Origin of the sequence: Halomonas koreensis (assembly GCF_031451675.1) — a bacterium.
Lineage (GTDB): Bacteria > Pseudomonadota > Gammaproteobacteria > Pseudomonadales > Halomonadaceae > Halomonas > Halomonas koreensis.
On record NZ_JARWAK010000010.1, the window covers coordinates 35,343 to 52,878 of the forward strand.

The 17,536-nt window shown below is 71.7% G+C and carries 23 protein-coding genes; 14 read left to right on the top strand and 9 right to left on the bottom strand.

Translation table 11 applies throughout. The annotated features are described in order from the left end of the window. Nucleotides 1-171 precede the first annotated feature (171 nt). Nucleotides 172-1,251 (top strand): NAD(P)-dependent alcohol dehydrogenase, encoded by a 1,080-nt coding sequence (locus QC818_RS12025; protein WP_309653109.1) that lies wholly within the window; start codon nucleotides 172-174, stop codon nucleotides 1,249-1,251. 88 nt (nucleotides 1,252-1,339) lie between these two features. After that, nucleotides 1,340-2,035 (top strand): aspartate/glutamate racemase family protein, encoded by a 696-nt coding sequence (locus QC818_RS12030; RefSeq protein WP_309653110.1) that lies wholly within the window; start codon nucleotides 1,340-1,342, stop codon nucleotides 2,033-2,035. On the opposite strand, the gene QC818_RS12035 is transcribed toward QC818_RS12030, so the two are convergent. Next, on the bottom strand, nucleotides 2,032-2,928 hold the full coding sequence (locus QC818_RS12035; protein ID WP_309653111.1) for a LysR family transcriptional regulator: 897 nt from the start codon (nucleotides 2,926-2,928) through the stop codon (nucleotides 2,032-2,034). The genes QC818_RS12030 and QC818_RS12035 overlap by 4 nt on opposite strands. 110 nt (nucleotides 2,929-3,038) lie before the next feature. Between QC818_RS12035 and QC818_RS12040 the strand changes: the two genes are divergently transcribed. The 5 genes from QC818_RS12040 (at nucleotide 3,039) to QC818_RS12060 (ending at nucleotide 6,118) form a co-directional block, all read left to right on the top strand. Beyond that, complete coding sequence (locus tag QC818_RS12040; protein WP_309653112.1) at nucleotides 3,039-3,677, top strand: NAD(P)-dependent oxidoreductase; 639 nt, start codon at nucleotides 3,039-3,041, stop codon at nucleotides 3,675-3,677. A 10-nt stretch (nucleotides 3,678-3,687) separates the two neighbouring features. Continuing rightward, complete coding sequence (locus tag QC818_RS12045; RefSeq protein WP_309653113.1) at nucleotides 3,688-4,323, top strand: DsbA family protein; 636 nt, start codon at nucleotides 3,688-3,690, stop codon at nucleotides 4,321-4,323. A gap of 75 nt (nucleotides 4,324-4,398) precedes the next feature. After that, nucleotides 4,399-5,244 (top strand): MOSC domain-containing protein, encoded by an 846-nt coding sequence (locus QC818_RS12050; RefSeq protein ID WP_309653114.1) that lies wholly within the window; start codon nucleotides 4,399-4,401, stop codon nucleotides 5,242-5,244. Between the two features lie 6 nt (nucleotides 5,245-5,250). Beyond that, a complete protein-coding gene (locus QC818_RS12055) occupies nucleotides 5,251-5,730 on the top strand; it encodes a GNAT family N-acetyltransferase (RefSeq protein WP_309653115.1) in 480 nt (159 codons plus the stop codon). A 1-nt stretch (nucleotide 5,731) separates the two neighbouring features. Then, nucleotides 5,732-6,118, top strand: a complete 387-nt coding sequence (locus QC818_RS12060) for a tautomerase family protein (RefSeq protein ID WP_309653116.1) — start codon at nucleotides 5,732-5,734, stop codon at nucleotides 6,116-6,118. Here QC818_RS12060 and QC818_RS12065 read toward each other — a convergent pair. After that, nucleotides 6,100-6,504, bottom strand: coding sequence for a winged helix-turn-helix transcriptional regulator (locus tag QC818_RS12065; protein WP_309653117.1), 405 nt, complete (start codon nucleotides 6,502-6,504; stop codon nucleotides 6,100-6,102). The two genes, QC818_RS12060 and QC818_RS12065, sit on opposite strands and share 19 nt — an antisense overlap. A gap of 91 nt (nucleotides 6,505-6,595) precedes the next feature. Between QC818_RS12065 and QC818_RS12070 the strand changes: the two genes are divergently transcribed. Beyond that, nucleotides 6,596-7,396 (top strand): HD domain-containing protein, encoded by an 801-nt coding sequence (locus tag QC818_RS12070; protein ID WP_309653118.1) that lies wholly within the window; start codon nucleotides 6,596-6,598, stop codon nucleotides 7,394-7,396. Here the strand turns inward: QC818_RS12070 and QC818_RS12075 are convergent. Then, nucleotides 7,393-7,890, bottom strand: coding sequence for a nucleoside deaminase (locus tag QC818_RS12075; RefSeq protein ID WP_309653119.1), 498 nt, complete (start codon nucleotides 7,888-7,890; stop codon nucleotides 7,393-7,395). The genes QC818_RS12070 and QC818_RS12075 overlap by 4 nt on opposite strands. 338 nt (nucleotides 7,891-8,228) lie before the next feature. Between QC818_RS12075 and QC818_RS12080 the strand changes: the two genes are divergently transcribed. The 3 genes from QC818_RS12080 to QC818_RS12090 all read left to right on the top strand — a co-directional run bounded on the left by QC818_RS12080 (nucleotide 8,229) and on the right by QC818_RS12090 (nucleotide 10,749). Continuing rightward, entirely contained in the window at nucleotides 8,229-9,029 is an 801-nt protein-coding gene (locus QC818_RS12080) for a hypothetical protein (protein WP_309653120.1), read from the top strand. A gap of 105 nt (nucleotides 9,030-9,134) precedes the next feature. Then, nucleotides 9,135-9,926: a MotA/TolQ/ExbB proton channel family protein gene (locus QC818_RS12085; protein ID WP_309653121.1), complete on the top strand. Its 792-nt coding sequence runs from the start codon at nucleotides 9,135-9,137 to the stop codon at nucleotides 9,924-9,926. Further along, the gene (locus tag QC818_RS12090; protein ID WP_309653122.1) at nucleotides 9,919-10,749 is read left to right on the top strand and encodes a flagellar motor protein MotB; all 831 of its coding nucleotides are present in this window, start codon (nucleotides 9,919-9,921) and stop codon (nucleotides 10,747-10,749) included. The genes QC818_RS12085 and QC818_RS12090 overlap by 8 nt, the downstream gene beginning before the upstream one ends. A gap of 7 nt (nucleotides 10,750-10,756) precedes the next feature. Here the strand turns inward: QC818_RS12090 and QC818_RS12095 are convergent, their stop codons facing one another. From QC818_RS12095 to QC818_RS12110, 4 genes are all read right to left on the bottom strand, one after another. Continuing rightward, the gene (locus QC818_RS12095) at nucleotides 10,757-11,392 is read right to left on the bottom strand and encodes a response regulator transcription factor (RefSeq protein WP_309653123.1); all 636 of its coding nucleotides are present in this window, start codon (nucleotides 11,390-11,392) and stop codon (nucleotides 10,757-10,759) included. A gap of 67 nt (nucleotides 11,393-11,459) precedes the next feature. Then, nucleotides 11,460-12,632 (bottom strand): sensor histidine kinase, encoded by a 1,173-nt coding sequence (locus QC818_RS12100; protein WP_309653124.1) that lies wholly within the window; start codon nucleotides 12,630-12,632, stop codon nucleotides 11,460-11,462. Then, nucleotides 12,632-13,282 (bottom strand): 2OG-Fe(II) oxygenase, encoded by a 651-nt coding sequence (locus tag QC818_RS12105; protein ID WP_309653125.1) that lies wholly within the window; start codon nucleotides 13,280-13,282, stop codon nucleotides 12,632-12,634. Before QC818_RS12105 ends, QC818_RS12100 begins: the two co-directional genes overlap by 1 nt. Next, nucleotides 13,279-13,899, bottom strand: a complete 621-nt coding sequence (locus QC818_RS12110) for a CoA pyrophosphatase (protein ID WP_309653126.1) — start codon at nucleotides 13,897-13,899, stop codon at nucleotides 13,279-13,281. The genes QC818_RS12105 and QC818_RS12110 overlap by 4 nt, the downstream gene beginning before the upstream one ends. Before the next feature lie 92 nt (nucleotides 13,900-13,991). Here QC818_RS12110 and QC818_RS12115 point away from each other — a divergent pair, with 92 nt between their 5' ends. Beyond that, nucleotides 13,992-14,549, top strand: coding sequence for an NUDIX hydrolase (locus tag QC818_RS12115; RefSeq protein ID WP_309653127.1), 558 nt, complete (start codon nucleotides 13,992-13,994; stop codon nucleotides 14,547-14,549). An 18-nt stretch (nucleotides 14,550-14,567) separates the two neighbouring features. Here the strand turns inward: QC818_RS12115 and QC818_RS12120 are convergent, their stop codons facing one another. Beyond that, nucleotides 14,568-14,879: a YqfO family protein gene (locus QC818_RS12120; protein ID WP_309653128.1), complete on the bottom strand. Its 312-nt coding sequence runs from the start codon at nucleotides 14,877-14,879 to the stop codon at nucleotides 14,568-14,570. A gap of 198 nt (nucleotides 14,880-15,077) precedes the next feature. Between QC818_RS12120 and QC818_RS12125 the strand changes: the two genes are divergently transcribed. Then, nucleotides 15,078-15,584: a fasciclin domain-containing protein gene (locus tag QC818_RS12125; RefSeq protein ID WP_309653129.1), complete on the top strand. Its 507-nt coding sequence runs from the start codon at nucleotides 15,078-15,080 to the stop codon at nucleotides 15,582-15,584. A 120-nt stretch (nucleotides 15,585-15,704) separates the two neighbouring features. Next, the gene (locus tag QC818_RS12130) at nucleotides 15,705-16,544 is read left to right on the top strand and encodes a fructosamine kinase family protein (RefSeq protein WP_309653130.1); all 840 of its coding nucleotides are present in this window, start codon (nucleotides 15,705-15,707) and stop codon (nucleotides 16,542-16,544) included. A gap of 5 nt (nucleotides 16,545-16,549) precedes the next feature. Here QC818_RS12130 and QC818_RS12135 read toward each other — a convergent pair whose 3' ends face one another. Continuing rightward, nucleotides 16,550-17,443 (bottom strand): alpha/beta fold hydrolase, encoded by an 894-nt coding sequence (locus QC818_RS12135; RefSeq protein ID WP_309653131.1) that lies wholly within the window; start codon nucleotides 17,441-17,443, stop codon nucleotides 16,550-16,552. Between the last annotated feature and the right edge of the window lie 93 nt (nucleotides 17,444-17,536).

Below are 17,536 nucleotides of genomic sequence, written 5' to 3' on the forward strand. Positions count from 1 at the left end.
GAGCAGGTTAATCGTCTGGCGGCCGGCTGGGAAGGCCAGGGCGATCGGCCGACCCCGTTGCGTCGCCATGCCGGGCGCTGCGGGACAGGACAGTTGCCGCAGGCTTGATCCAGCGCAACGTCGCGCGGCCAGGGCTGTGCTGTGATGGGACTTTCCGCCAGGAGAGCCGCCATGCCCGCCATGATGAAAGCCGCCATCTTCGTCGAGCCCGGTCGCATCGAGATCGACGACAAGCCGATTCCCGACATCGGCCCCGACGAGGCCCTGATCCGCGTGACCACCACCACCATCTGCGGCACCGACGTGCATATCCTCAAGGGCGAGTACCCGGTGGAGAGAGGCTTGACCGTCGGCCACGAGCCGGTGGGCGTGATCGAGAAGCTCGGCGCCAACGTACGGGGCTACGCGGAGGGCCAGCGGGTGATCGCCGGGGCCATCTGCCCGAGCTTCACCTCCTATGCCTGCCAGGACGGTTGCAGCGCCCAGGACGGTGGCCACCACGGCCACGGCTACAAGCCCATGGGCGGCTGGCGCTTCGGCAACACCATCGACGGCGCCCAGGCCGAGTACCTGCGCGTGCCCGACGCCCAGGCCAACCTCAGCCCGGTGCCCGACGGCCTCAGCGACGAGCAGGTGCTGATGTGCCCGGACATCATGTCCACCGGCTTCGCCGGGGCGGAGTCGGCCAACATCCGCATCGGCGACAGCGTGGCGGTATTCGCCCAGGGCCCGATCGGGCTGTGTGCCACCGCCGGGGCACGGCTGCGCGGCGCCGGCCTGATCATCGCCGTGGACGGCGTGGACGAGAGGCTGGCCATGGCCCGCCGGCTTGGCGCCGACGTGGTGCTGGACTATCGGAAGCTGGACGTGGTCGACGAGATCCGTCGCCTCACCGGCGGGCGCGGCGTCGATGCGGCCATCGAGGCCCTGGGCCTGCAGGCCACCTTCGAGAACGCCCTGCGGGTGCTCAAGCCCGGCGGCACCCTGTCGAGCCTGGGCGTCTACTCGGAGGACCTGACCCTGCCGCTGGATGCCTTCAGCGCCGGTCTCGGCGACCATCGCATCGTCACCTCGCTGTGCCCGGGCGGCAAGGAGCGCATGCGCCGGCTGATGGGGGTGATCGAGGGCGGCCGCCTGGACCTGGGCCCGCTGGTCACGCATCGCTTCGCACTGGAGGACATCGCCGAGGCCTACGACCTCTTTTCCCACCAGCGCGACGGCGTGCTCAAGGTCGCCCTGAGCGCCGGCTAGCGGGAGGCCGGCGCCGATGACGGCGCTGGCGCGGGGCGCGGCGATCGTGATATCGCTGTGAGCTCGACGATGCCACCCGGAGGTGACCATGAAGACCATCGGCGTGCTTGGCGGCATGAGCTGGGAATCCACGGAGCGCTACTACCGGGCCCTGAACGAAGGCGTGAAGGCGGCGCGGGGCGGGCTGCACTCGGCCAAGGTGGCGCTTTACAGCGTCGACTTCGCCGAGATCGAGACCCTGCAACGGGAAAGTCGCTGGGACGAGGCGGGCGAGCGGCTCGCCGAGGCGGCCCGGCGGGTACAGGCCGCGGGGGCGGACTTCCTGCTGCTGGCCACCAATACCATGCACAGGGTGGCGCCGGCGATCGAGGCCGCCGTCGAGATTCCGCTGCTGCACATCGCCGATGCCACCGGCGAGCGACTGCGCGAGGACGGCGTGCGCCGGGTGGGCCTGCTGGGGACCCGCTTCACCATGGAGCAGGCCTTCTACACGGATCGGCTCACCGCACGTTTCGGCATCGAGGCGCTGGTGCCGGAGGCCGAGGCCCGCGAGCGCGTGCACCGGGTGATCTTCGAAGAGTTGTGCCGTGGGCACGTCGAGCCGGCCTCGAAGGCGGAGTATCTCGAGATCATCGCGGACCTTCACGCCCGCGGCGCCGAGGCCGTGATCCTCGGCTGCACCGAGATCGCCCTGCTGGTCGGCCAGGCCGATACTCCGGTGCCGCTCTACGACACCACCTCGCTCCATGCCGCCGAGGCCGTGGCCATGGCGCTCAATACCTAGTCGGCCAGGGCCGTCCGGCAGAACGCCACGAAGGCGCGCGCCCGAGCCGAGGCGAAGCGCCGGGGCGGGTAGACGGCGTAGAGCCCGCCCCGGGGCAGCCGCCATTCCGGGAGCACCCGGACCAGGGTGCCCGCCGCCAGCGCCGACGCCGCGCTGAGCTCGTCGATCGCCGAGATCCCGCCTGCGTCCAGGAGCAGGGTTCTCAGCAGAGGCGTGGAATCCGTCCTGAGCCCGCTGTGCATCTGCACCTGCACTCGGCGGCCATCGGCGTGCTCGAAGGTCCAGGTCAGCGGCGCCGGCAGCAGGCTGAGCGCCAGCCAATCGTGATCGACGAGGTCCTCCGGCGACTCGGGGGTGCCCGCCCTGGCCAGGTAAGCCGGCGAGGCCACCACCCACTGCTCGAAGTCCCGGAGTTTCGAGGCCCTCTGGGTGGAGTCCTTGAGCCAGCCCAGGCGGAAGGACAGGTCGATGCCTTCCTGCACCGGATCGAGGATACGGTCGCTGGAGCGCAGCTCGAAGCGCACGCCGGGGTGGTCGGCCCGGAAGCGACGCACCAGCGGGGCCAGGGTCTGCACCGCCAGGTCCGTGGGGGCGGCCACACGCAGCGGGCCGTGAAGCTCGGAGGATGCCTGGCCCGCCTCCTCGATCGCCTGCGTCAGCCCGCCGAGCAGCGGGGCGCAGCGCTCCCGCAACGCCTCCCCCTCGGGCGTCGGGCTCACCCGGCGGGTGGTCCGGGTGAAGAGCGTCGTGCCGAGGGCGTCCTCCAGTCGGCCAACCCGTTGGCTGATCCGTGACTTGGCGGTTCCCAGGCGGTCGGCGGCGGCGGTGAAGCCGCCGGCCTCGGCGACCGCCACGAAGGCTTCCAGGTCGTTCAGGTCGAGTCCGTTGCGCATGGCACTGTTCCGTTTCGGGTAACACTGATATCGAGTTTATGCTGTTTTTATGATCAATGCGGCCTTCGATAATGGCGCCCATCCCACACGCCATGAACGGAGAATGCCTCATGAGGATCGCCCTGATCGGTGCCAGCGGTTTCATCGGCTCCGCCCTGTTGAACGAGGCCCTGGCACGCGGCCATGCCGTCACCGCCCTGGTCACCCGTCCCCAGCGCCTGTCCCCCCGCCCCGGTCTCGAGACGCTCGCGGCCGATGTCTTCGATCGCACGCGTCTCGCCACCCAGCTGCGTGGCCACGAGGCCGTGATCAGCGCCTTCAGCGGCCATGCCCAGCAGGCGGTGCAGGACTACTACGAGCGAGGAGTGGCGGCCATCATCGAGGCGACCAAGGCGTCCGCGGTGCCGCGACTGTTGATGGTCGGCGGGGCCGGCGCCCTGGAGGTCGCGCCCGGCGTGCAGTTGCTGGATACCCCGGCGTTTCCCGAGGCGTACCGGGCGACCGCCGAGGGAGCCCGCACGGCACTGGCGATGCTGCGCGCCGAGCCGGCGTTGGACTGGACCATGCTGGCCCCCTCGGCGCAGATCGCCCCGGGAGCGCGCACCGGCGATTTTCGCCTGGGCGACGACCGCTTGCTGGTGGATGCCAACGGCGACAGCCGCGTCTCGGTGGAGGACTATGCCCTGGCCATGATCGACGAGCTGGAGCGGCCCGCCCATTCGCGGCGCCGCTTCACCGTGGGCTACTGAGGTGGACGCCATGGAGCCGATATTGCGCTATATCCACGACCCGCTCTGCGGCTGGTGCTATGCCGTCGCGCCCCTGGTGTCCGCCCTGGCGGAGCGGTTCCCCGACCTCGAGGTGCGGCTGCACGGCGGCGGCCTCTTCGAGGGCCGGCGCGTCGATGCCCGGCACGTCGAGCGCATTCGTGCCAGCGATGCCCGCATCGCGGCGGTGAGCGGCCAGCCCTTCGGCGCGGCCTATCGCCACGGCCTGCTGGAAAGCGGCGAGATGCGGCTGGATTCCCCCGCGGTGAGCGCCGCGATCCTGGCCGTGGAGGCACTGGCGCCGGACAGGGCGCTGTCCATGCTCGAGGCCGTCCAGCGGGCCCATTACCGGGAGGGGCGCCGGGTGGCGGACCCGGATGTGCTCGGCGAGCTGGCCGCGCAGGAAGGCGTCGTCAGGGAGGACTTCGCGGGCGCCTTCGCGGCGGGCCGGGAGCGCGTGCGATCCCATATCGCCGACACCCGCCGCCGGATGGCGCGGCTCGGAGCCAGGGGATTCCCCACCCTGGTGCTGGAGCGTCACGGCCAGCAGGAGGTCCTGGATCATGCCGGCTTCTACGCTCGCCCCGAGGCCTTCGTCGAGGCGCTGCGGCCGCGCCTGCCGGCCTGAGGCGCGGCGGCCCCTGAGCACGGGGCGTCGAGGCTGCTAGACTGGGCCGCTGACACCATCGCCAGGGAGGCAAGGATGCGCATCACCCAGCTCACTATCTATCCGGTCAAGTCGCTGCGGGGCATCGCCCTGGACTCGGCTCGGCTCACCGAACGCGGGCTGGCCTTCGACCGGCACTGGATGATCGTCGACGCCGAGGGGCGTTTCGTCACCCAGCGCGAGATCCCGGCCATGGCCCGGGTGACGGTTCGACTCACCGAGGACGCCCTGGTGCTGGAGCATCCCGAGGCCGCGCCGCTTACGGTGGCCCTCGCCGGGCCGGCCCGCCCGCGGTGCGAGGTGAGCATCTGGAAGGATCGCTGCGAGGCCCTGGACGAGGGCGCGCCGGCCGCCGGCTGGCTCACCGAGGTGCTGGGCCGCCACCGGGACGGGGCCCTGCGACTGGTGCGCTTTCCCGAGGATCGCCGCCGCGCGGTGGAGGCCGACTACCTGGGGGACGAGGCGGCGCATACCGCCTTTCCCGACGGCTATCCGCTGCTGGTGACGCATCGGGCCTCCCTCGACCGCCTGAACCAGCGCCTGCTCGCCAAGGGGCTCGACGCCGTGCCCATGAGCCGTTTCCGGCCCAATCTCGTGGTCGAGGGCGGCGCCCCCTTCGCCGAGGTCGACTGGGAGGCGCTGACCACCGAGTCGGGGGTCCGCCTGGGGCTGCGCAAGCCCTGCAAGCGCTGCAAGATCATCACCCAGGATCAGCATACCGGCGAGGCCCCGGCGCCCAAGGAACCGCTCAGGACCCTGGTGGAGATGGACACCCAGCCGGGCTGGCGGGGCGCCTTCTTCGGCCAGAACGCCATCCCGCTCGAGGGCATCGGCCGGTCGCTGCGCGTCGGCGAGCGGCTGACGGCGATGCCCCGGGGCTGAAGCGGCATGCCGTCCCTTGAGCCTGCGCCGGACGGCGCCCGCGACTGGGCCGCCGCCCTGGTGCGGGCCAATATGCGCCAGGCCTACGCGCGCCACGGCCTGTGCTGGGATGCGAGCGCCTTCGCCGCCGACTGGGACGCCGGGGAGAACTATCTGCTGCGACGGGGCGGGGAGGTCGTCGGCTATGCCCGGCTCGTCCACGACGCGGATCGCAGCTATCTCCGGGACCTGCAGATCGCGGCCGAGCACCGCGGGCGAGGCCTGGGCAGGCAAGCCCTCGAGGCGGCCGGGGCGCTGGCCCGCCGCCGTGGCAGCCGGGTGCTCCGGCTCAGGGTCTTCGCCGACAGCCCGGCCGTGCGGCTCTATCGGCGCTGCGGCTTCGTCGCCTGCCGGCACGAGCCGCCGCTGATCGGCATGGAACGTCGCCTGGCAGGGCCGGGCGAGACACCTCTGGCCCCGCCTCGGGGCGATCGTCGAGGGAGATGACATGATCGTGATCTATGGCATTCGCCATCGCCTGGACCCCGTCAAGGCCCGCCTCTCGGAGGTGATCCACGAGTGCATGATGTCGGTGCTCGGCATGCCCGAGGACAAGCGGGCGCATCGCTTCATGCCCATGGACGCCGAGGATTTCTACGCGCCCGGCGGCCGCAGCGACGCCTACACCGTCATCGAGATCAACATGATGGCGGGGCGCACGGCGGAGACGCAGAAGGCCCTGATCAAGCGACTCTTCGCCGAGATCGAACGCCAGGTCGGCATCGCGCCGGTCGACGTGGAGATCACCCTCACGGAACAGCCCCCGCATGGCTGGGGGTTTCGCGGCATGACCGGCGACGAGGCCAGGGACCTCGCCTACCGGGTGCGGGTCTGATCCGCGTCGCGGGTCGGCAGGTCGTCGGGGGTCAGGGCGAAGAACGCCTCGGGAGGCGAGTCGCATTCCGGCAGCTGATCGCTGCCCCAGCGGGCCAGGGCCTGCATGGCCGGCAACAGGGCGGCGCCCTTGCGGGTCAGATGGTATTCATGGCGCCGCGGCCGGTCGCGGCCGGGCACCCGGGCGATGAGGCCGTGTGCGGTCAGCTTGCGCAGCCGGCTGGCCAGGATATTGGTGGGAATCCGCTCGGCACAGTGGCTGAAGTCGGTGTAGCGGTGCCGGCCCTGGATGATCTCGCGCAGGATCACCAGGCTCCAGCGGTCGCCGATGAGCTCCAGGCTGCGGGCCAGGGGGCAGGGTGTCGGGGGGGCGTCGGCATGGGTCATGCGGCCCAGCATAGGCGAGCGGAAGCATTGCTTGCAATATGCAAGTCTTGCCGCTAGTTTGCTTGCATATTGCAAGCAATGGAGTTTGCCCATGTGGGGAGACACACCCGGGTCCTATGCCTGGAGCGAGGCCACCGAGGGCGTCCTGCGCCCCGGGGAGAAGGCTCAGCTGATCTGTCAGCTGGTGCGCAGCCAGCTGGACGAGCGACTGAGCCGCCTGGCCTGGCGCCTGGGGCGCTCGCGCATCCGCACGCGCCCCGTGGACCTGTCGCGGGTGCGACGGCCGGACAGCGCTCTCTGCCGGCGGGTCGAGGCCGAGGTGGCGGCGCAGTACCCTCCCGCCCTGCTGGCGCACTGCTACCGGACCTGGTGGATGGGCGCGCTGGTCGGGCAGGCGCTGGACCTGAAGGCGGATGCCGAGCCTCTCTACGTGGCCTGCCTGATGCACGACATCGGCCTGGCCGACGCGCATGCCGGCTGCCTGTCGGATACCGCCTTCCAGATTGCCGGCGCCCGGGAGGCCCGCCGGCTGGCGCTGGCCGAGGGGTGGCGCGACGCCGACGCGATCCGCCTCTACGAGGCGATCAGCTATCACCTCAACCCCTGGCTGAGCCCGGCGCGCCATACGCCGGAGGCGCTCCTGCTCAAGTACGGGGCTCACATGGACGTGGTCGGCGCCCACCGCCACCTGGTGCCCGAGGCGAGCCTGCGGGAGATCCATCGACGCCACCCGCGGGAAGGGTTCCGGGAGGCGATCACGCGCTCCATCGCCTCGGCGCCGCACCTCCGCGGCAGCCATGCGCACTGCCTGCGCCGGCTGGGCTTCGCCCGCCTGGCCGGGCGCAACCCCCTGGAGCGCTACGCGACCCACCCGCCGGCGGCGAGCGTCTAGTCGGGCGAGGCCGGCTGGCCGGCGCCGTGCCGGCGCCGGTGGAGGGCGTGGACGCGCGCGTCCAGCCCGGCCACCGGGCCCTCCACCGTCAGCCCGGGCACGATCGTCTGAATCGGCAGCGGCGCCACCGGCGGGGGCGCCACGCCGAGCGCGGCGAGCCAGCCAACCAGTTGCTCGGCCGAGCTGGCGTAGACGATCCGGCCCAGGCCCACCCAGCCATGGGCGGCGGCGCACATCGGGCAATGCTCGCCGGAGGTGTAGACGGTGGCCGCCGCCCGCTCCGCCGGCGCCAGGTGCTCGGCGGCCCAGCGCGCGATGGCGAACTCCGGGTGACGGGTGGCGTCGCCGCCGGCGATGCGATTGCGATCCTCGAAGAGCACCTCGCCCTCGGCGGAGACCAGCAGCGAGCCGAAGGGCTCGTCGCCGGCGACCAGCGCCTCCTCGGCCAGGGTCAGGCAGTGCTCGAGATACTTGCGGTCCGCGTCCTGGATCATGGGCCTCGCTCCTCACCGGTTTCCTCGCAGTGTAACCCGTCCGGGGCGGCCCGGCAGGGGGCGGCTGTGCCAGGTCGGGAGTCAGGCTTGCCGGGGGGAGGGCGTCGTCATGGAGGCACTGCGCGTCCACGAGGGGCTCGGCTATGGCGCCATCGGGCTCGGCCTGCTGCTGGCCGTGCTGGCCTTTCGGCTGCTGCGTCGCGAACAGCAGTTGGGCAGCCCCCGTGCACACCGACGGGTGACAGGCGCAAGCCTGCTCTATCCTGAACTCAGCCGCGCTGGCCGAGCGCGGCGGGCCGAGTCTTCAGCGACGACGGGTGCGCCCCGGAGGAGTCGTCATGAGCCTTTCCCTCACCCCGGCCCTGCGCGCGGAATACGAGCGCCTCTTCGATACCTGTCGGATTCGCCCGTCGCATGCGCGCCGCGTGGACCGGGCCGCCGAACGCCTGCTGGCGCACCGTGACCGCTATCGTGACGTCGGCGACCGCCAGGGGGTGCCCTGGGCCTTCGTGGGGCTGGTGCATCGCATGGAGTCCGGCGGCGACTTCGGCTGTCACCTGCACAACGGGGACCCTCTCGAGGCGCGGACCGTCAGGGTGCCCGCCGGGCGTCCCCGACGCGGCTCGCCACCCTTCGCCTGGGAGGAGAGTGCCGTCGATGCCCTGGCCATGAAGCGGCTCGGCCGGCATACCGACTGGAGCCTGGCCGGGCTGCTCTATCAACTCGAGCGCTACAACGGCTGGGGTTACCGCCGTTACCATCCCGAGGTGCTGTCGCCGTACCTGTGGAGCTTCTCCACCCACTACGAGCGTGGCAAGTACGTGGCCGATGGTCGCTGGTCGGAAAGCGCCGTGTCGCGTCAGGTCGGGGCGGCGGTGGTGATGCGGCGCCTGGCCGAGCTGGGCGAGTTGGCCTTTCCCGAGGAGACGGCCGATGCCGCCCGGGCGCCGCTGGTGCCACGCTACGCCATGCGCCGGCCGGGCAGCGCCGATGGGGTGGCGCGCGTCGAGGCCCTGCAGCGCTGGCTGAACAGCTTCCCGAGCCTGTTCGTCGGCGTGGACGCTGTCCCTGGCCGTCGCACCTCCGAGGCATACCGGTTGGTCACCGGGCATTATCTTCCCGGGGATCCGCGGGACTGAGGCCCCCTCATCCTTTCGTGGTGGTACCTCGCCAGGACGATTGTTGCCCTCATACCTTCGGGCTATGTTGCCGGTATTAGAGACCCTCATCGGCAGGAGTGCTTCGTGGATCTGGCAACGCTCATCGGCCTCGTCGGGGCCGCCATCCTGGTGGGGGCCGCCATCGTGCTCGGCGCCTCGCCGGCGATCTTCTTCAACCCCCTGTCGGTGCTGATCGTGTTCGGCGGCTCCCTGTGCGTGGTGATGGCCAAGTTCAGCCTCGCGCAGCTCAAGGAGGCCCTCCGGGCCACCTCCCGGGCCTTCAAGTTCCAGCTGCCCGACACCGCGGAGACCATCGACGAGCTGGTCGACCTGGCCAAGACGGCCCGCCAGAAGGGGCTGCTGGCCCTGGAGGGGGCGGATGTCGCCAGCCCCTTCCTGCAGCAGGGCCTGCAGATGCTGGCCGACGGCTTCGATGACGGCACGGTGCGCGAGATGCTGCAGAAGGAACGGCTGCTGACCCTGGAGCGCAACCGCATCGGCGCCAACGTCTTCTCCGCCCTGGGCGAGGTCGCCCCGGCCATGGGGATGATCGGTACCCTGGTGGGGCTGGTGCAGATGCTCGCCGACATGAACGACCCCAGCTCCATCGGGCCGGCCATGGCGGTGGCCCTGCTGACCACCCTGTATGGCGCCATGCTGGCCACCATGGTGGCCAACCCCATCGCCGCCAAGCTGTCGCTGCGGACCTCCCAGGAGGCGCGCATGCAGGCGCTGTGGACCGATGCCCTGATCGCCATCAAGCAGGAGCAGAATCCCCGGGTGATCGAGCAGATGCTGAGCCTCTACCTGCCCCCGGAGCAGCGCGGCGGTGAGCAGGCCGCGGGCCAGCCGGCGGAGGCCGCCCAGAATGGATGAGGCACCCGAGCCGAAGAAGCCCGGCGCGGCGGCCTGGATGGTCACCTATGCCGACCTGATGTCGCTGTTGATGTGCTTCTTCGTGATGCTGCTGTCCTTCGCCGAGATCGATGCCGAGCGCTTCAAGCGCCTGGCCGGCGAGCTTTCCCGGGCCTTCGGGGTGCAGCGCGACGTGCCGGCCGAGCAGATTCCCATGGGCACCAGTCCGGCATTCGACCAGTTCTCCCCCGGCCGGCCGCAGCCGACGCCCCTGGAGCGCATGCAGCAGAGCACCACCGAGGCGCGCCCGCGCCTCGACACCTTCCGCGGCGAGGAGCGGGATCGCCGGCTGATGGCCGTGGCGCGGGAAGTCGACGCCCTGTTGACCGAGGCCTCGGCCCAGGGCCAGGTCAAGGTCGAGACCGAGGCTCGTCGGGTGGTGGTCCGCATCCAGGAGCGCAGCACCTTCCCCTCCGGCGCCGCCCGGGTCCTGCCGCCCTTCGCCGCCCTGCTCGGCGAGATGTCGTCGGTGCTGTCGGAGGTGCCGGGGATTATCGAGGTGGACGGACACACCGACGACGTGCCGATTCGTGGCAGCCGCTATGCCAGCAACTGGGACCTGTCGGCGGCGCGGGCCTCCTCGGTGGCTAACCTGCTGCTGGAGGATGGCCGCCTGGATCCCGAGCGGCTGGTGGTGCGCGGCTTCGCCGACACCCGGCCGCTGACCGCCAACGAGACGCCCGAAGGCCGGGCGCGCAATCGGCGCGTGGAGATCACCATCAACCTCGCCGACGCGCCTCGGGCCGCGGAGGCCGTGAACCTGCAACAGCTGTCCAGGCGCTGAGGCCCGCTCAGGCCTCGGGCAGCGGCGGCACCAGGCCCAGGGCCGTGATCATGCGCACCAGCTCCGCCAGGTTGGCGGCTCCCAGCGCCTTCATGGCGCGCAGGCGATAGATCTCCACCGTCTTGGCGCTGATCTCCAGCCGCGCGGCCACCTGGCGGCTGGTCAGCCCCTCCGCGACGCCCACCAGGATCGCCTGCTCCTTGGGCCGCAGGGCCTCGAAGCGGTCGCGCAGCGCCGCCAGGCGCGCGCCCCGCGCCCGGCGCTGGCGATGCTCGGCCAGCGCCCGCTGCACCAGGTCGATCAGCTGCTGATGGTTGAAGGGCTTCTCGACGAAGTCGAAGGCGCCGGCCTGGAGCGCGGTCACCGCCATGGGCACGTCGCCATGGCCGGTCATGAAGATCAGCGGCGTCTGGTCGCCGCGCTCGACCAGCCGCCGCTGGACCTGGAGGCCCGACAGCCCCGGCATGCGCACGTCGAGGAGGATGACCTCGGGGGCGGCGTCATCGGCCAGGAAGGCCTCGCCGTCGGCGTAGGGGAGGGGCGTCAGGCCCACCGATTCGAGCAGCCAGATCAGCGACTCGCGCAGGGCCGCGTTGTCGTCGACGACGGCGATCCGGGAAGCGGGACGGGCGGGCTCGGGCACGGGACACTCCGGGGCGGGACGATGAGCGCCAGTGTACTGCCTGGCGCGGCGGGCGGCCATGCCGCCTTCAGTCGGCCCGGGGCAGGCGGGCGACGAAGGCGGCGCCCTCGGTGACCGCGTCGTCGAGGCGCAGGTCGCCGCCCATGGCCTCCATCAGCGAGCGGGCGATGGCCAGCCCCATGCCGAGCCCCTCGGGGCGCGCGCTGTGGAAGGGGCGGAACAGGCGCTCGCGCAGGGCGTCGGGGACCCCGGGGCCGTGATCGCGGACCCGCAGCTCGAGGCGCCGTGCATCGAGCGGCCGTGCCGAGAGGCGGATCCGGTCGGCGCCGGGGTGGGAGCGGCTGGCCTCCAGGGCATTGAGTACCAAGTTGACCAGCACCTGCTCCAGGGCGAGGGGGTCGGCCTGGACCCGGGGCAGCGAGGCCGGCAGGTCGTCCAGCAGCCGGATGCCGGCCTGGCGGCACTGCCACTCGCACAGCGCGACGGTGCCCGCCACGGCGTCCGCCGGCGCCATGGGGCGGGGGCGGGTCCGGCCCCGGCGCACGAAGCCGCGGATATGCCGCAGCCGCTCGGCGAGGCCCGCCACCTGCTCGTTGATGCGGGTCAGCGGCAGGGCCAGCTCGCCGGCCGGCGCCCGGGGATCGGCCTCGAGCTTCATCAGGGCGCCGCTGGCGTAGTTGCCCAGGGTGGCCAGGGGCTGGTTGAGCTCGTGGGCGATGTTGGAGGCCAGCTCGCCGGCGCTGGCCAGCCGGTTGGCGTGGGCGATCTGTTCCTGGTGGCGCCGGGCCTCGGCCTCGGCCCGTCGACGGCGCGTCACGTCCCGCGACACGCAGAGGATATCGATCAGCTCGCCGCTGGTGGGGTCGCGGCGGGTGCGGCTGGTGGTCTCGAGCCACAGGTAGCGGCCGTCCCGGGCTCGGAAGCGGTAGCTGTACTGGTAGAAGCCGTCGCGATGGTAGACCCGGGGCGACTTGCCGAGCAGGTCGGCGAGATCGTCCGGGTGGAAGAGGTCGTAGGCCGAGACGCCGATCAGCGCCGCCGGATCGTAGCCGAGCAGTTCCCGGGCGGCCGGGGAGGCGTAGAGGAAGGTGCCGTCCCGGGCATGCCGGGAGATCAGGTCGGTGGTGTGCTCGGTGAGCCAGCGGTAGTGGTCCCGCTCCGCCGCCAGGCGCTCGCAGCGGGCCCGCAGGGCGGCGTTCTCCGCCTCCAGGGACGCCCGGCGCTTCGGCGCGTCCGCCATCAGTGGGCCGGATCCACCAGGCCGCCGAGCGAGGCGTTGCGGCGGAACCAGCCGGCGATGCTGGCCCGGGGCCGGCGGGTCGGCAGCACCTCGTGGGGCACCCGGTCGGCGAGGAAGCAGACGAAGGTGCCGGCCTCGGGCCGCACCCGGGCGACCTCGCGCTCGGGGGCCTCGGGCGCGTAGATCACCATCTCGCCGCCGGCATCGGCGGGCCAGTCGGGGGTCAGGTAGCCGACGGTGGAGACCACCCGGTTGGCGCGCCCCCGGAAGCTGTCCAGGTGGCGGCGATAGAAGGCCCCCGGCGGGTACTGGGCGAAGTGCGCCTCGTACTCGAACAGGCCCAGGAACAGGGCCCGGTTGAGCGCCTGCTGGAGGTCGCCCATGGCCTCCAGGTAGCGGCGCTGGGCCAGGCTCTCGCGGTCGAGCCAGCGGATGGCGTCGCCGCGGATGTCCCGGCGACGATGGTGCTCGGCGCCGCGGCCGATCCCGGCCGCGGCCAGGGCACGGCGCTCGGCCATGGCCTCGAGCTCGGCGAACAGCGGGGCGTGCAGCGCCTCGGGCAGGAAGGCCTCGCCGCAGTACCAGCCGCGTTCGACCAGCCCATCGATCAACTCGCCGAGGCGGGCCTCGGGCAACAGGGGGTGGCTCATTTCAGGTGCAACCGGCGTTCGGGGTGGTGGCGCAGCCTGCCCGCGGGGCGCCGGAAGAGGCCGATCGGCATGTCGAAGCCCTCGGCCAGCAGCTCGACCAGCATCATCGACGACAGGCCCCAGATCACGTGATCGCCATGGCGGTAGCTGGGCACGTAGTGGTCGCGGCCCTCGACGCGGATCACGTCGGTGTGGGTCCGGCGGTCGGCCAGGAAGTCGGCCAGGGGGACCTCGAAGAGGGCGTCCAGCTCGCGTCGATCCGGCATCAGGGGCAGGTCCGGCGGGATCACCCCCACATAGGGGGTGACGAGGATGCCGTGCAGCGAGACGACGTCCGACAGCCGGCCCAGCACCTCCACCCGGGCGGGGGGCAGGGCGATCTCTTCCTCGGCCTCGCGCAGGGCGGTGGCCAGCAGGTCGGGGTCGCCGGGCTCGCGCTTGCCGCCGGGAAAGGCCACCTGGCCGCCGTGGGTCGAGAGGTGGGCGGCACGGCGGGCGAACAGCAGCGTCGGTTCGGGGCGGGCGACCAGCGGCAGCAGCACGGCCGCCTGGGGCAGGTCGAGGCGCAGGCGCTTCGGGGCATGCGCTTGCAGGCGCTCGCGTAGGTTCTCTAACATGATGTGTCCGTCGGGTTTGACCCCTTTTACCCAGTCCTCGCGAGCGGCGTCAAGCCCGGGCCCCGCCGCCTCGTCCGCCTTCAGGGAGCGCCATGAACTTCTGCAGCCACTGTGGTCAGCCGGTCCGTTTCGCGATCCCCGATGGCGACGACCGGCCGCGCTTCCTGTGCGAGGCGTGCGGCACCATCCATTACCAGAACCCGCGCATCGTCGCCGGCACCCTGCCGGTGTCCGACTCGCGGATCCTGCTGTGCCGCCGGGCCATCGCGCCGCGCCACGGCTACTGGACCCTGCCGGCGGGCTTCATGGAAAACGCCGAGACCACCCTCGAGGCCGCGGCTCGCGAGACCCGCGAGGAGGCCTGCGCGGAGGTGCGCCTGCACGGGCTCTATACCCTGATCAACCTGCCGCACATCGATCAGGTGTACATGATCTTCCTGGCCGACCTGGCGGGCGACTTCGCCGCCGGCCCCGAGAGCCTCGAGGTGGCGCTGTTCGAGGAGCACGAGATTCCCTGGGACGCGCTGGCCTTCCCCACCATCGAGCGTACCCTGCGCCACTTCTTCGCCGATCGCGCGCGCGGCGACTATCCGCTCCACGTCAGCGACATCACCCCGGAGGATCGCGAGCGCTACTTCGGCTCCGCCTGAGGCGCATCGGGCGCCCGCCTAGAGATCCGCCAGGCGCCAGGCGTCGTAGGCCGGCTCCTCGTAGGGGTGGGCCCGCTTCAGGGCCGCCAGGGCATCGTGAATCCGCTCGTCCTCGCAGACCAGCTCCACCTTGAGTTCCTCGACGCGCTCCAGGTCGCCGACCCGGCCGATGTGCGGGTCGGCGCCGGCCAGCGGCCGGAACTGGCCGGTGCCCGGGGTCTGGAAGCAGCAGGCCTCGTAGTCGCCGATGCGACCGGCGCCGGTGGCGAAGACGGCTTCCTTGACGGCCTCGGCCTCCGTGACCGGCACGAAGAAGGCGAGCTTGTACATGGTCATCTCCTCTCGAGGTGGATTCGCCTTCTCCTTGTGCCATAGGCGGGCCGGGGGCGTCAGCCGTTTCCCCGCAGAAAATACTTGTCCCAATGCTGTACGTTTACTATTGTTTGTACAGGCTGAGGCGAGGGCGCCTCGCCGCAGGGCAGGTCCGCTGCCTGTTCACGACGGGATTCTCCCGAGGAGTGACACACCATGAAAGCCAGTATCCCCCAGGTTTCCCAGTGGTTCGGCGTCGGCCTGTTCGGCCTGATGGCCGCCGGCAACGTCCAGGCCGACCATCACGGCATGCAGGCCGATATCGTCGACACCGCCGTCAAGGCCGGTCAGTTCGAGACCCTGGTGGCCGCCGTCCAGGCCGCGGAACTGGTCGACACGCTCAAGGGCGAGGGCCCCTTCACCGTCTTCGCCCCCACCGACCAGGCCTTCGCCGCCCTGCCGGAGGGCACCGTCGAGGAGCTGCTCGAGCCCGCCAACCGCGACACCCTGCGCGGCCTGCTGACCTACCACGTGGTGCCCGGCAAGCTCATGGCCGAGGACGCCATGGCCGCCGACGCCGCCACCACCGTCCAGGGCCAGGAGCTGACGATCACCACCATGGACGGTCAGGTCATGATCGACGATGCCACCGTCATCCAGGCCGACATCGAGGCCAGCAACGGCGTGATCCACGTGATCGATGGCGTGCTGATGCCCGAGTGAAACTGTTCCCCCCCGCGGTTGTCTCGTGCAACCCCGTCTTGCCGCCCCTCGGGGCGGCCTTTTTTTGACAGACGGGCGCCGAGTGACGAGGCTCGTGATGACGCGAGGGAGGACGCGACGATGCAGGAAGCACTCGAATCCCTGCTGGAACGCCTGGGATGCCGCCCGACCGGCCGGCCCGTGGCGTTGTCGGGGGGTGACATGGCGGCGGTCTACCGCCTCGGCACCGATGCCGGGGAGCTGGTGATCAAGCGGGATGTCCCCGAACGCCTGGCGGGAGAGGCCGAGGGGCTGAGGGCATTGCGGTCGGCCGGCACGGACCTGGTGGTGCCGGAGGTCTGGGCCGAGGAGGGCGGCTGGCTGATCATGGAGGCCCTGGACCCCGTGCCGCCCACATCCGCGGCGCGGCGCACCCTGGCCGAGGGGCTGCGGGCGCTGCACGCCGCCACCTCGGCGCCCCACGGCTGGCCCCGCGACAATGCCTGTGGCGCCACCCCCCAGCCCAATGCGCCGCTGGACGACGGTCGGGCCTTCCAGCGCGAACGCCGGCTGCGGCCGCTGACCCGGGCCTGCCACCGGCGCGGCCTGCTCGACGATGCCCTGCGTGCGCGGCTCGAGGCCGTGGCCCTGGGCCTGGAGGCCTGGCTGCCGGATGCGCCGGCCTGTCTGGTGCATGGTGACCTCTGGGCCGGCAACGTGCTGTACACCTCCCGGGGGCCGGCGTTGATCGATCCGGCCGTCTATCGCCATTTCCGGGAGGTGGACCTGGCCATGCTGACGCTGTTCGGCGCCCCGTCCCCGGCCTTCCTCGAGGCCTACTGGGACGGCCGGCCCCCGGACGACTGGCCGCGCCGGGAGGCGCTGTTCCAGCTCTATCCCCTGCTCAACCATCTGCTGCTGTTCGGCGGTAGCTATCGGGCCGCCGTCGAGCGCGCCCTGGCCCGGGCGGAGGCCGCCTGATGGCGTCAGCCGTGGCCCGCGCCGCTCAGCCGGGCCAGTCCCCGGCGCCACCAGGGGCGCCGGGCCGCCGGCGCCAGGAAGTCGGCGATCGGCCGCACCTGGCCGGGGCGGTCGAGCATCGGCGCATGTCCGCAGCCGACCGCTTCCAGGTAGCGCATGTCCGGTTGCAGGGCTCGCATGCGCGCCACCGTATCGGCGTCGAGCAGGGACGAATCGGCGCCGCGTACCACCATCAGCGGACAGCGCAGCGCCCGCCAGTCGGCCCACAGGTCCCGGGGCGAGTCGTGGATGAACTGCTCGCCGATGCGCGGATCGTAGTGAAGGGTCCAGCTGCCGTCCGGCAGACGGCGGGCGCTCTCCAGGGCCAGCCGGCGCCAGCCGGCCTCGTCCTGCACGCCGAAGCCGGCGTACAGGCGCCGCAGTTCCGCGACCAGGTCGTCGAAGCGCCAGACGCGCAGGGGGACGGCGAAATGGCCCGCCAGCGCGGCGAGGCGGCCCGGCGCGAGCTTGGGGCCGACGTCGTTGAGCACCAGGCGCTCGATGCGCCCGGCGCCGGCCGGAGCGGCGGCGAGCAGCAGGCCCAGCAGCCCGCCCATGGAAGTGCCCACCCAGGGCGCGCGCGGCAGGTCGAAGTGATCCAGCACCGCCAGTGCTATGGTCATGTAGTGGTCGTGGCGATAGTCGTGCGCGGGGTAGAGCGACCAGCTGGACAGGCCGCGCCCGGGGGTGTCCGGGGCCAGCACCCGCCAGCCCGGGCCCAGGAGCCGGGCGAAGCCGGCGAAGTCCCCGCCGTGGCAGGTCAGGCCGTGCCAGGCGATCAGGCTGCGGGGGGCCTCCGGGTGCCAGATGCGCACCGCGACATCCAGCTCCCGGACGCGCACGAAGGTGAGGGCATCCATGGGCGAGGCCCCTCCGAATCGACTATGCTGCGTTGCAGCATAGTCGATTCGACGGCTTGCGCCGAACGTGATGATAATTTTCACGCTAATTGC